10 protein-coding genes are annotated in these 14,727 nt (G+C 34.2%); all 10 read left to right on the top strand.

Annotated features, from left to right (window positions below):
• Positions 1–111: 111 nt before the first annotated feature.
• The 10 genes from H8R22_RS05190 (at position 112) to H8R22_RS05145 (ending at position 14,701) form a co-directional block, all read left to right on the top strand.
• Positions 112–2,508 (top strand): DUF5916 domain-containing protein, encoded by a 2,397-nt coding sequence (locus H8R22_RS05190; protein ID WP_187008615.1) that lies wholly within the window; start codon positions 112–114, stop codon positions 2,506–2,508.
• A gap of 115 nt (positions 2,509–2,623) precedes the next feature.
• Positions 2,624–5,041, top strand: coding sequence for a DUF5916 domain-containing protein (locus H8R22_RS05185; protein ID WP_187008616.1), 2,418 nt, complete (start codon positions 2,624–2,626; stop codon positions 5,039–5,041).
• Between the two features lie 140 nt (positions 5,042–5,181).
• Positions 5,182–6,699: a 2,3-bisphosphoglycerate-independent phosphoglycerate mutase gene (gene gpmI / locus H8R22_RS05180; protein ID WP_187008617.1), complete on the top strand. Its 1,518-nt coding sequence runs from the start codon at positions 5,182–5,184 to the stop codon at positions 6,697–6,699.
• A 285-nt stretch (positions 6,700–6,984) separates the two neighbouring features.
• On the top strand, positions 6,985–7,674 hold the full coding sequence (locus H8R22_RS05175; RefSeq protein ID WP_187008618.1) for a DUF2490 domain-containing protein: 690 nt from the start codon (positions 6,985–6,987) through the stop codon (positions 7,672–7,674).
• 191 nt (positions 7,675–7,865) lie between these two features.
• Positions 7,866–8,543 (top strand): TetR/AcrR family transcriptional regulator, encoded by a 678-nt coding sequence (locus tag H8R22_RS05170; RefSeq protein ID WP_187008619.1) that lies wholly within the window; start codon positions 7,866–7,868, stop codon positions 8,541–8,543.
• 64 nt (positions 8,544–8,607) lie between these two features.
• Entirely contained in the window at positions 8,608–10,266 is a 1,659-nt protein-coding gene (locus H8R22_RS05165) for a peptidase domain-containing ABC transporter (protein ID WP_187008620.1), read from the top strand.
• A gap of 3 nt (positions 10,267–10,269) precedes the next feature.
• A complete protein-coding gene (locus H8R22_RS05160) occupies positions 10,270–11,625 on the top strand; it encodes an HlyD family secretion protein (protein WP_187008621.1) in 1,356 nt (451 codons plus the stop codon).
• Entirely contained in the window at positions 11,625–13,034 is a 1,410-nt protein-coding gene (locus H8R22_RS05155; protein ID WP_187008622.1) for a TolC family protein, read from the top strand. Before H8R22_RS05160 ends, H8R22_RS05155 begins: the two co-directional genes overlap by 1 nt.
• A gap of 42 nt (positions 13,035–13,076) precedes the next feature.
• Positions 13,077–13,895, top strand: coding sequence for a type I methionyl aminopeptidase (gene map, locus H8R22_RS05150; RefSeq protein ID WP_187008623.1), 819 nt, complete (start codon positions 13,077–13,079; stop codon positions 13,893–13,895).
• A 41-nt stretch (positions 13,896–13,936) separates the two neighbouring features.
• The gene (locus H8R22_RS05145) at positions 13,937–14,701 is read left to right on the top strand and encodes a class I SAM-dependent methyltransferase (RefSeq protein ID WP_187008624.1); all 765 of its coding nucleotides are present in this window, start codon (positions 13,937–13,939) and stop codon (positions 14,699–14,701) included.
• Positions 14,702–14,727 lie beyond the last annotated feature (26 nt).

Below are 14,727 nucleotides of genomic sequence, written 5' to 3'. Positions count from 1 at the left end.
AGTTTATTACACTTTTAACTTTTGTATAGCCTTTTGACTACAAACCTATGTATAGTAAAAGTTGTTTATTATCTTAATTATCTTATTTTTGTGTGACAATAATCAACTTACATGACCAAAATTAACCACCTATTACTATTATTTTTTACTTTTTTTTGCACTATTACTTATTGTCAGAAAAAAACTCTTTTAGCTAAAGCAATTTCGAACAATATCACTATAGACGGACGAATCAATGAAACTGAATGGGAGAACAACTCGGAAATTGCCACTGATTTCATCATGTTTGAACCCGACAACGGTAGGCCTATTAGCGCTGAAAAAAGAACAGATGTCAAAGTACTTTACAACGATGATGCCATCTATATTTCGGCGATAATGTATGATAATGAACCAAAAAAAATTCAGAGAGAAATAACAAGAAGAGATGTTTTTGGAGTTTCTGATCATTTTTCTGTCAATATAAATGGCTTTAATGATGGCCAACAAGATTATCGATTTTATGTTAGTGCTGCAGGGGTACAGATGGACTGTATTGCAACTGAGGATGGTGAAGATTATTCTTGGGATGCAATTTGGGATAGTGAAGTTACTATCACTGACTTTGGCTGGGTTGTAGAAATGAAAATTCCTTATGCCGCTTTGCGATTTTCAAAATCTCAAAGTCAAACTTGGGGTGTGAACTTCATGAGGGAAATCAAGCGAGATGTTCAAAAATACACTTGGAATTATGTAGACAACAAAATTGGTGCTGTAATCACGCAAGCAGGGATTTTGAAAGGTATAGAAAACATTAAACCCCCTACTCGTCTATTTTTTATTCCATATGTTTCTGGTTATTATCAAGAGGATGATTTCGAATCTGATCGTACCTTCAAGGCTGGTTTAGATATTAAATATGGTATAAACGACTCCTTTACACTCGATGCTATATTAATCCCTGACTTTGGTCAAACTAAATTTGATAATGCCATCTTAAATCTTGAACCGTTTGAACAACGATTTGATGAAAATAGACCCTTTTTTACTGAGGGAACTAATTTGTTCAATATTGGAAACATATTTTATTCTAGAAGAATTGGTGGACCACCAAGTTCAGTACCTAACGTTGATAGCAATGAAGAAATCTCTAATTACCCTAGTTCTGTTGACCTTATTAATGCTGTGAAAATTTCTGGCCGAACAGAAAATGGTCTAGGTATAGGTTTCCTGAACGCTGTAACTGAAAAAACATTTGCGACCATCGCCAACTCAAGCACAGATACTAGTCGTAAAGAGGTAATTGAACCTTTAGCAAATTACAATGTACTTGTTCTTGACCAACGATTTAGACAGAACTCATCTGTATCTTTCGTAAACACTAACGTGAGTCGTAATGGAAGTTTTAGAGACGCAAATGTATCTGCTCTGGTTTTTGACTTAAGCACCAAAGCCAATACCTACAATTTATATGGCGACTTTAAATACAGCACGATAAATGACGTACAAGATTATAACGGTTACAAAACTTCGATAAATTTTGCTAAAACAAGTGGTAAATATAGATATACCCTTACTGGACGATACACATCTGAGAATTATGATGATAATGATTTAGGAATAAACTTTTTTACGAATTTTTACAACTTCTATTCTAACGTAAGTTACCGTATATTAAAACCTACTTCAGTTTTTAACACGTTTCGTTTCTTTAATGAATTCAGTGTTCTCTATGACAATACCACAAACAAATTACAAGAAGGGTATTACAAAGCTACTATTAAAGCAACATCCAAACGCAACCATTACTTTGAATTAGCTTTAAACTTCAAACCTTTTGAGTCGTTTGATTTTTATGATCCTAGAGTTTATGGGCGTTTCCTTCAGGTTCCTCGCAGTGTAGATGGTTATTTAGGAGTTGAGTTCAATAGAAATAATGCTTTTACCTTTGATTTCACGCCTAGTTTTGCCAAATTTGATCAAGAAGGACGTGCAAACTACGGTATCGCTATTGGACCAAAATACCGAGTAAATGATCGCTTTTCCATCATGTACATACTTGATTACCTGCACAAAACTAATGATATAGGTTTTGCAGGATTTCAAAACTCGGATGTAATCATTGGAAGAAGGGACAGAGCCATATTCCAAAATGACTTGGTAGGTAAGTACGCTATAAATAATAAGATGACCTTAAATTTAACTGCACGATACTATTGGTCTTACTCTGATGTTAAAGAATACTATACATTAGAAAATAACGGGCAGCTAACAACAAACCCCTCGTATAACCTAAACAAAAATAGAAATTTTAACTCTTGGAATTTCGATTTAGCCTATTCTTGGTGGTTTGCTCCAGGAAGCGAAATGTCAGTTTTATACCGTAATTACTCACAAGAAGGAACTAGTCAAGTAGAACGAAATATAAAAACAAATTTAAAAAATGTCTTTGATGCTAACTTGACTAATATCATTTCGGTACGTTTTCGTTATTATTTAGATTACAACATGGTAAAAAATAAATTTTAATTTAATACTGTAAACTGTAACATATTGTTTTTTTGCTAGTCTATTAGAATGCAGACTTTATTTACAAGTGATAACAAATAAAGTCAATTACACATCTTGATATTTTAGCAGACTAATGAAGTATTTCCCACTCTTTTTTTTCTTATTTGTTTCATTTTTTGGGTTTAGCCAAAAGAAAGTTTTACAGACAAAATTTATATCTGAAAGCATTGTTATTGATGGAAAAATTGATGAGAGCATTTGGGAAACCGCTCCTGCTGCAACTGATTTCATTATGTTTCAACCAGATAATGGAACACCAATTCCAGAAACAAAAAAAACGATCGTAAAAATACTTTATGATAATGATGCCATATATGTAGCGGCTTTACTATATGATGATGAACCAAATAAAATCATGAAAGAGATTTCGGCGAGAGATGATTTTGGAGCCTCAGATGTATTTGGCGTTTTTATTAACGGCTTTAATGATGGTCAGCAAGACTTTCAGTTTTTTGTAAATGCGGCTGATGGACAAGCAGACTGTATAAATACAGATACTAATGGCGAAGATTATTCATGGGATGCCGTGTGGAAAAGTAAAGCAATAATAACCTCTTTTGGGTGGGCGGTAGAAATGCGTATTCCCTATGCTGCCTTAAGATTCTCTGCAGAAAAAAAACAAAAATGGGGCCTCAACTTTTTTCGAGAAATACGAAGAGATCGCTTCAAATACACCTGGAATTTCATTGACTCAAAATTGGGAACTTTTACCCAACAAACGGGAGTGTTAGAAGGAATAGAAAATATTTCGACTCCTACTCGATTATTTTTGCTTCCTTATTCCTCTTTTTACCTTAACGGAAACGGACAGAAAAAAACACAAGGAACGTTAAAAGGAGGCCTTGATATAAAATATGGTATCAATGATGCTTTTACACTTGATGCAATATTAATTCCTGATTTTGGTCAAACTAAATTCGATGATCAAATTTTAATTCTAGGTCCTTTCGAACAACAGTTCAACGAGAACAGATCTTTTTTTACAGAAGGGACCGACTTATTTAATAAAGGAAATTTACTCTATTCAAGACGAATCGGGGGACGACCTATTACCCGTGCTAGAAAAACTAATAACGAAACCTTCCTAGAAAACCCAACAACAGTTAATTTAGTAAATGCATTAAAGGTCTCGGGTCGTACCAAAAATGGTTTAGGAATAGGAATTTTGAATGCTGTAACTGAAAAAACTTTTGCCGTTATAGAGGATAAAACTACTAAAGAGATCAGAAGACAAGAACTACAACCTTTGTCTAATTATAGTGTATTAGTGTTAGATCAACGCTTTCGCAAAAACTCAGCGGTATCATTTGTAAATACTAACGTAAGTCGCAACGGTAGTTATAGAGATGCTAATGTATCCGCTCTAGTTTGGGATTTGAACACAAAAGAAAATACTTATAACTTATCGGGAGATTTTAAATACAGTTTTATTAACGACATCAAAAATAGAACAGGAATTAACTCTCAGCTAAACTTTGCCGAAACTTCGGGAAAATACAGATATAATTTCGGTGCAGACATCACTACCAAAGACTATGATAACAATGACTTAGGAATTAACTTTGAAACCAATTATTACAGCTTATACGGGTCTACTAGTTATCGTATTTTGAATCCTACAAAACTATTTAACTCCTTTAGTACAAATTTAAATGTCTATACGCAATTTCAAAAAGAACTGGGTAAATTACAATCTAACAACATTAGTTTTAATGTTAATATGAATACTAAAAATAACGACTATTTTGGTGTGAACATTAATGCAAGTCCACTAGAGTCCTACGACTTTTACGAACCACGTGCGCAAAATAGATACGTTATCAACCCAAGGAGAATAGGTGGCTCTTTGAGTCTATCTTCTAACTACAACTATAAATTTGCATTAGACGCAGGGCCTAACTTCTCAAAATTTGATCAAGAAGGACGAAATAGCTATGGCTTCTATATCTCACCTAGATACCGTTTTAACGATAAATTATCATTGGTTTACAGTTTCAACTTTTCGAGACAAAACAATAACAAAGGATATAATGACGATATTGATGATGACAACCAGCCTGCCACACCTAATACTATTATTTTTGCTAATAGGAATGTGGTAACCTACTCTAATTCTCTCTCTGGAAAATATTCTATCAATAGCCAAATGACTTTTAACTTATCCGTTCGTCAGTATTGGTCTTTTGCTGAAAACAAAAATTACTTATCCTTAAATCAAGACGGAAGCTTTACTGATTATCCTAATTACGTTCAAAATAACAATTCTAGTTTTTACTCTTGGAACACTGATTTATCTTATAATTGGTGGTTTGCTCCAGGAAGTCAAGTATCTATTTTATATCGAAATAATGCAGGTAATTCAGAGAATCTAATAAACAAGGATTTTGGTAGAAACATAACTGACTTATTAAATAATGCCGCCTTAAACCATACTTTCTCTATAAGTGTGCGTTATTTTATAGACTATAATAGCTTAAAAACTAAATCTTAAAATGCATTTATTTTAAAATTGAAGTCATTCTACAGCACTATTAGCAATATATAATCCCGTTCCTTTAAGATTGGATAATAGTGATTTGGAATCCTTGGGACATTTTAGAAATACTTTATCTTTGTTTAAAACAAACAGAAATGAACAAAAAAGTAATACTCATGATATTGGATGGTTGGGGTAAATCTCCTGACCCAAAAGTGTCTGCAATAGATAATGCTTATGTCCCATTTATCGAAAGCCTTTATAAGAATTACCCAAGCGCTCAATTAAGAACTGACGGACTTCATGTGGGATTACCCGAAGGACAAATGGGGAATAGTGAAGTTGGTCATATGAATCTTGGTGCTGGTAGAATCGTTTATCAAGACTTAGCCAAAATTAACCTGGCTGTGGCTAATAATACACTAGCCCAAGAACAGGTTTTAAAGGATGCTTTTCAGTATGCGAAAGACTACCATAAAAAAGTACATTTTTTAGGATTAGTTTCTGATGGAGGCGTTCACTCACATACCTCACACTTACGAGGACTAATTGATGCTACCCAATCCTACGGCTTAGAAGAAGTTTACATCCATGCCTTCACAGATGGGCGTGACGTAGACCCTAAATCGGGTAAAAAATACTTACAAGATTTACAAAATTACATCGCAAACACCTCTGTAAAAGTAGCCTCAGTTATAGGAAGATACTACGCAATGGATCGCGATAAAAGATGGGAGCGTGTTAAGCTAGCCTATGACTTGATGGTAAACGGTCAAGGAACGCATAGTACCAATCTTATCGACAGTATTGAACAAAGTTATCAAAACGGAGTAACTGATGAATTCATACACCCTTTACTAGCCGTGGATTTTACAAACAAACCTTTGGCTACAATTGCTGAAGATGATGTTGTCGTTTTCTTTAATTTTAGAACGGATAGAGGACGTGAGCTAACCGAAGCGCTCTCGCAACAGGACTTCCATGAACAAAACATGCACAAACTTAAATTGTATTTTGTGACGCTTACTAATTATGATGAAACATATCAAAATGTGAAAGTAGTTTACAATAAAGACAACATCACAGAAACATTAGGGGAGGTTCTAGAAAAAGCAGGCAAAAAACAAATTCGAATTGCCGAAACAGAAAAATATCCTCATGTAACCTTCTTCTTTTCTGGAGGACGAGAGGAACCCTTTTTTGGCGAAATCCGCATTTTAAAAAATTCTCCAAAGGTAGCCACCTACGATTTGCAACCCGAAATGAGTGCATTTGAATTAACTGCTGCTTTGTGTCCAGAATTAGAACAGGGAGATGTTGATTTTGTCTGTCTTAATTTTGCTAATGGTGATATGGTAGGTCATACTGGAATGATGGATGCTGCAATAAAAGCCTGTGAGGCGGTAGATGTTTGTGTACAAAAAGTAATAACTACGGCACTTGCTAACGGTTATACGACTTTAGTAATTGCTGACCATGGAAACTGTGAAACGATGATAAATCCGGACGGAAGTCCTAACACAGCGCATACCACTAATCCAGTTCCGTTTATAATAGTAGACAGAGACCAAATCCCTGTTCGCGATGGTGTTTTAGGCGATATCGCTCCCACTATTTTAGAATTAATGGGAATAGAAAAGCCGGTAGTGATGACCGGCAAGTCATTGATATAAATAAAAAAGTATTTATGAAGGAGAAACAACATTTGTTTCTCCTTTTTTTATAAATAAAAGTTAAAATCTCAAATCTAATAGTATTACTATTATCTTTGCATCTATTAGGATGAATTATTTAGTATTTCAATGTTTAATCAGCTAGTACATATTGTATATCAAGATGGTAAAAAAATGATCTGAACACATCCTAATTTTAATCTATTCTAACAGTTGAAGTTATAGAAAACCAATCAACTGTTGTGGTATAGTAGATATAAAAAGAAACATAATTAAACCTATTGAATGAAACATTACCTTATATTAATTGCACTATTTCTTTCTTTTATACCTGTAAAGGCTCAAAATAGCACAGATCAACTCGGTGCATGGTACATGTATTTTTACACTACCAAATTCAAGGACAGCCAATTTGGTATTCAAGGCGACGTTCAGTATCGAAATTGGAACGCTATTGGCGACTTAGAGCAACTACTCGTACGATCAGGAGTGACCTATAAACCAATAAATACTGACATGACTCTTACCCTAGGTGTAGCACATGTAATTACTGGAACGATAGGAGATAGCAAGCAAACAGCAACCGAAACTCGAATTTACCAGGAAGCCTTACTCCCTCAAAAAGTAGGAACACGCATGTATTTTAATCATAGATTTAGATATGAACAGCGATTTGTAGAAAAGCAAGACTTTAGGACTAGATTTAGGTATAATCTGTTTCTCAACATCCCTTTAAATAAAACAACCCTTTCTAAAAATGCAGTTTACATCGCTTTATATAATGAGATTTTTATAAATGGAGAAAAAAATATTGGAGACGGAAGAACTGTAAATGTTTTCGATCGCAATCGCTTTTATTCAGGTTTAGGTTATGGTATAAATGATAAACTCAGGTTACAGTTGGGATTCATGAACCAATCGACAGAAGTGGCTGGTAAAGATCAAATTCAATTTAGCTTGCATCATACCTTTTAGCAGTAAGGTGATTTTAAATTACATTGATATAAAAAGTGTAATAACACAGATCTTAATTTTAATGATATAATTTAGCTAAAATACTACAAGATATATAAATGTTTCGCTATCAAATACTGATTCTTGATAGCATTTAGAATTGAATAAAAGAAATACAGCTCTAGCCAGACTCGGACATATAAATTTTCAACATGATAGATATCCCTAATAATATAAAGATTCAAATTTCAGACAAAATATATGTCAAAGATCCTGAAACGTCTGTTTTAGGAAAAAAAATAATTAAAGAAAGTATTATTCTAATAGACGAAATAGGCTTTGATAATTTTACTTTTAAAAAATTAGGAGAACGAATAGGATCTAATGAAAGTTCAATCTATCGTTATTTTGAAAACAAACACAAGCTTTTAGTCTACCTATGTTCTTGGTATTGGAGTTGGATTGAATACCGAATGATTTTCAAACTGACAAATATTGATGATCCTTTAGAACGATTGAAACGAGCCATCACGATAGTAACCGAAAACATTCTCGATGATGAACGAACAGCACATGTAAATGAAAAACAACTGCACAACATAGTAATCATTGAATTCACTAAAACGCTTTACACCAAGGAGGTCGACGAAGAAAATAAAGAAGGTTATTTCCTTATTTATAAAAGAGTAATTAATAGAATTGTTGCGATAGTGAACGAAATAAATCCTAGTTATCCTTATGCAAAAAGTTTAATTTCGACTATTGTAAAAGGGTCCTTGCATCAGCATTTTTTAAAAGGTCACTTATCAACGATTACAGATTGTAATGAAATTATTACACCAACTGATTTTTTTATAGACCTAATTAACAACATAATTATTAAAGACTAAATCACAAAGCAAAACATGTGTATCTAGAAGATTAAACCAATTACAAAAAAACTATAAGCAACATATGAAACCATTAAAACGATTTTATAATTTACTGGAATTAGATAAAAAAGACGTTTATCAATTATTTTTCTACGGAATTCTCTCTGGAGCAATAAGCCTATCTTTACCGCTAGGAATTCAAGCTATTACAAACTTTATACAAGCAGGGCGAGCAAGTGTATCTTGGATTGTTTTGATTATTTTAGTTGTTTTTGGAGTGGCGTTAGTTGGCATTCTTTCGCTAATGCAACTTCGAATTATGGAAAACTTGCAACAAAAGATTTTCATTCGTTCCTCTTTTGAGTTTGCTGTTCGACTACCAAAAATCAAATTTGAAGAATATTACAATACATATCCACCAGAATTAGCAAACCGTTTTTTTGACACCTTGATGATCCAAAAAGGAACAGCAAAATTATTAATAGACTTTTCGGCAGCACTATTACAAATTATTTTTGGAATTATTTTACTTTCATTATATCATCCCTATTTTATATTTTTTGGAATGTTACTTCTGCTATTACTTTATTTCATATTTAAATTCTCGTACAACCCGGGATTAGAAACCAGTATGAAAGAATCAAAGTACAAATATAAGGTGGCTGGTTGGTTGCAAGAAATAGCTCGAAACAACTATAGTTTCAGAAATCAATTGCATCACGATTATGCTCTAAATAAAAACGACAGTATAGTATCTGATTATCTACAATTTAGAGAAAAACACTTCTCTGTAATTAAAACACAATTTAGCCAACTGATTGTTTTTAAAATGATCATCACAGCCAGCTTGTTATCCATGGGAGGATATTTAGTTTTATCACAGCAAATGAACATAGGTCAGTTTGTAGCTGCGGAGATAATTATTCTATTAGTTATTAATTCCGTAGAGAAAATAGTAATGGGCCTTGAAACACTTTATGATGTCTTAACGTCTGTTGAAAAAATAGGATTTATCACAGATATGAAACTAGAAGAGGAATTCCCTACAGATTATGATACTTGTTATACCTCTATAGCATTGGAAGTAGAAAAAGTTAGTTTTAAATTTCCAGACTCAAAAACAAAAATACTTGACAACATTTCATTAAATATAAATCAAGGAGAAATTATATATATTGATGGAGCAAATGGATCAGGAAAAACGACTTTAATACGAATCTTGTCGGGCTTAATACAGCCTACTATCGGAGCTGTTTCAATAAATGATAATAGCTTTAAGAAAATCAATCTTAATCAATACCGCTCTCAAATAGAAAGCATCATCTATGGAGAAACACCTTTCGAGGGTACTTTAGCAGAAAACATAAAATTTACAAATAAAGGAATTACTGAAAATGATTTAAAATGGGCATTGGAAGGAATGCAGCTTAAGAACTTTGTAAAATCTTTACCCAATGGTTTAGAAACGGCACTTTTCCCGGAAGGGAAGCAACTTTCATCGTCTAATGCTCAAAAAATATTATTAGCGAGAAGTATTATTAGTAAACCAAAAATTTTATTCTACGAAGATCCAACAGATACTATGGACGATAATGTTGCCAATGAGCTTATTGACTTTATAACAGCTAAAGAGCATAACTGGACTATTATAGTATCATCAAAAAATCCTTATTGGAGAGCCAAGTGTACTAGACATATCACTATGGAAAACGGACGAATTATATTAGATCAAAAAAAATAATTTATGCTAAATATATCAGACAACAATAAGCACGCTACTGCTCACTTAGACCGTTTTAAAACGGTTAAAGGTTTAGCAACAAGACCCTACTATAAAATTTTAAATAGACTAATTACCATTATCTCAATTATAGCTGTGGTGATACTGTTTCTACCGTGGACTCAAAATATATCAGGAAAAGGAGCAGTCACCACAATTAAACCAAATCAAAGACCACAGTCGATCCAGAGTGTAATCTCTGGTCGTATCGAAAAATGGTATGTGCAAGAGGGAGATTATGTAAAAACCGGAGATACTATCTTGTTTATTTCTGAGATTAAAGAAGACTATATGGATCCTAATTTAGTGCAAAATACCAAAAACCAATTGGATGCTAAAAACCAAGCTTTAAACTCTTATAGCTCTAAATATGGTGCTTTGGCTAATCAAATAGTATCTATCCAAAGTGAAAAGGGCCTTAAACTGGAGCAAGCTGAAAACAAATTAAAACAAGCTCGATTTAAAATAAAAAGTGACTCGATTGATTTAGTGGCCGTAAAAACACAATTAAAAATTGCCAATACGCAGTTCAATCGAGCTGTGCAATTAAATAGTGAAGGCCTTAAGGCACTTACTGATGTTGAGGAAAAACGATTAAAACAACAAGAAGTTGAAGCTAAGATTATCACGCAGGAAAACAAATTATTGACCACGCAGAATGAGTTATTGAACGCAAAAGTAGAGTTAAACCGAATCGTAGCAGAGTACAATGAAAAAGTAGCAAAAGCCGAAAGTGATCAATTCACAGCCTTAAGCAATCAATTTGATACTGAGGCACAAGTAAATAAACTAAAAAATCAATATGCTAACTACAGCATACGTAACGGCATGTATTACATCAAAGCAGCGCAAAATGGCTATATAAACCGTGCACTACAAGCGGGTATTGGTGAAACCATAAAGGAAGGAACTCCTATCGCAACTGTTATGCCATCAGAGTATGATATTGCTGTTGAAACTTTTGTCAATCCATTAGATTTGCCTTTAATTTCAAAAGGAGCCAAAATAAGAATATGGTTTGATGGGTGGCCAACTATTGTGTTTTCAGGCTGGCCTGATATGTCGTATGGAACTTTTGGAGGCAAAATTATTGCTGTTGAAAAATTCATTAGCGACAACGGAAAATTTAGAGTTTTAATCGCGCCTGATCCAGAGGAGGCACCATGGCCTAAGCAATTAAGTATTGGATCAGGAGCGCAAACAATTGCCTTGTTAAATACCGTTCCAGTTTGGTTCGAAATTTGGCGTACTCTTAATGGCTTTCCACCTGACTACTATGAAGTACCTGCAAATACATCAAAATCTAAAGATAAAAAATAATGAGATATTCCATTTTATTTTTACTGTTGTTAGCTTGGGGTAGCCAGGCACAACAATTAGAAAATGAAACAAAACTTGAACAACAAATGGAATTCACGTTTAATGAATACTTAGGGTATGTCAAAAAGTTTCATCCGCTGGTAAAAACAGCTAATCTTGAAATCAATAAAGCGCAAGCGGGATTGATGGCGGCTAGAGGTGCTTTTGATCCTAAAATCGCCGTCGATTTTGACAAAAAACAATTTAAGGACACAGAGTATTATTCACTTTTAAACAGTAGTTTTAAAATCCCAACTTGGTACGGGATCGAAATAAAAGCAGGTTTTGAACAGAACGAAGGTTACTATTTAAATCCGCAAAACACAGTTCCTTCTGATGGTTTAGCCTCTGTTGGAATCTCTGTCCCGCTTGGTCAAGGTTTATTCATTAACCAAAGAATGGCTGATTTACGAAAAGCAAAAATGCAAATGCAGTTAGGGCAAGCTGACAGAAAGTTGCTGGCCATTGCAGTATTGTACGATGCGTCTGTCGCTTACTTTAATTGGAAGAAAAACTTCGAGGAATTTCAAATGTATTCACAGTATAATACTAATGCTGAGACACGTTTCAAAGCCATTCAGTCTCTCATTAAACAAGGAGACAAAAGAGCGATCGATAGCGTTGAAGCCGGTATCAGCTTGAAAAGTCGTAAACTCAGTCTTGAAAACTCGCGTCTAAAATTATTGAAGTCTAAATTAGAACTATCTAATTTTTTATGGCTAGACAATTCTATTCCTATGGAACTGTCAGATGTGCTTTTTCCTGAGCAGCAAATAGAAAACACGATTCAAGAGACATTGAAAACAAATGATTTATTAGCAAATGGCTTTTCCTTGGACAACCATCCTAAAATTAGTGCTTTAGAAACTAAAATTGACATGCTCGAAGTCGATAGAAAATTAAAAGCAAATGCGCTACTCCCTAAAATTGATTTATCCTACTCCTACATTTCAGAGCCTCAATTTATTGACAGTTATAAATTTGAAAATTACAAAGTAGGAATCAATTTTGCCTATCCTATTTTTCTACGAAAAGAACGAGGTGGCTTGAAATTAGCGCAATTTAAAATTCAAGAGACAACGAACAGCCTTAATCTAGAACGGTTACAACTTTCTAACAAAATAAAAGCGCAAAAAGAAGTCATCAATTCCTTAAATAAACAAAGCTTAATGGCAAATGAATTGGTTCGTGATTACGATGTCATGTTGCAATCAGAAGAGCGCTTATTTATTTTTGGAGAAAGCTCCCTATTTTTAATTAACAGCCGCGAGAGCAGTTTAATCACCGCACAATTAACCGCCATAGCTTTACGCAATGAGTTTTTCGTTTCGAACTCCGAACTATATAAAATTATGGCAAACCCAGATTAAATAAATTAAAATTGTACTTTTGCACACTCAAAAATTAGAACTATGATTATCGTAAAGTCACGTGAAGAAATAGAATTAATGCGCGAAAGTGCCCTGATAGTTTCCAAAACACTAGGAATGTTAGCTGCCGAAGTAAAAGAAGGCGTAACTACACTATATCTTGACAAATTAGCCGAAACCTTTATTCGTGACCATGGTGCTGAACCTTCTTTTCTAGGCTTATATGGTTTCCCAAATTCGCTTTGTATGAGCCCAAATGCACAAGTAGTTCATGGAATTCCTAACAATACACCGCTGGTAAGTGGAGATATAATTTCTATTGATTGTGGTGCATACAAAAACGGGTATCATGGCGATCACGCCTATACTTTTGAGGTGGGAGAAGTCGCACCAGAAACTAAAAAATTATTGCAAGTAACTAAAGAATCGCTTTACGTGGGCATCCGAGAATTTAAAATTGGAAATCGAGTAGAAGATGTAGGCAATGCAATTCAAAAATATACTGAAAGTCATGGTTACGGCGTGGTTCGTGAACTTGTCGGTCATGGGTTGGGCCAAAAAATGCATGAAGATCCTGAAATGCCTAACTATGGTAAAAGAGGCCGTGGTAAATTATTTGTTGAAGGCATGGTGATCGCACTAGAACCAATGATTAATCAAGGTACTCGCAACATCAAACAGCTAAAGGACGGATGGACAATTCTAACTGCAGACGGAAAACCATCGGCTCATTTTGAACACGATATTGCATTAGTAGATGGAAAACCAGAATTACTATCCACGTTCGCATACATTTATCAGGCATTAGGTATTGTTAGTAATGAAGAGGATGAGTTTCGTAAAGTGCCTATGGTACTCTAATACTAAATTTCTCCTTTCTACAAATTACAGTGTAAAAACTTATGAAAAAACTTTTCAAACTCGTACTTAATACCATTCCGCGTCCATTACTTATTAGATTGAGTTATGTAGCACGTCCCATAATTGCTTTTTCCTTAAAAGGAGATAAGTACACTGATCCTATCGACGGGAAAAGTTTTAAATCGATGCTACCCTACGGTTATGAAAAGCAACGCAATAATGTGCTATCGCCAAGTACGCTTTCACTAGAGAGACATCGCCTGTTGTGGTTATACCTTAACGAAAAAACAGATTTTTTTACGGCACCTAAAAAAGTACTACACTTTGCACCAGAGCAAGCTTTTTACAAATTGTTTCGCAATCAAAAAAACATAGATTACACCACCACCGATTTGTTTTCGCCCTTGGCAGACGTAAAGGCAGATATTTGTAATCTTCCTTTTGAGGACAATCAATATGATGTAATTTTATGCAACCACGTTTTAGAACACATTCCTGATGATACTAAAGCCATGCAGGAATTGTATCGCGTTTTAAAACCAGGCGGAATGGCAATTTTACAAATCCCGCAAGACTTGAACCGCGCCGTTACTTTTGCTGATGATACTATTACAGATCAAAAAGAACGTGCTAAAATATTTGGTCAATACGATCACGTTCGTATTTATGGAAGAGATTATTTTGATAAACTACGAAGCATCGGTTTTACCGTAATCGAAGAGGATTACACCAATAAAATTGCTCCCGAATTAGTAGAAAAACATTGTTTAGCCAAAGGAGAGATTATTCCGGTTTGTTTTAAGTAACAATCACACTACTTTCATAAATGGCA

Source organism: Flavobacterium kayseriense, from assembly GCF_014305095.1.
In the GTDB taxonomy this organism is placed as follows: domain Bacteria; phylum Bacteroidota; class Bacteroidia; order Flavobacteriales; family Flavobacteriaceae; genus Flavobacterium; species Flavobacterium kayseriense.
The sequence above is the reverse complement of the archived record's forward strand: the minus strand, read 5'-3'. Positions and strand labels throughout refer to the sequence as shown.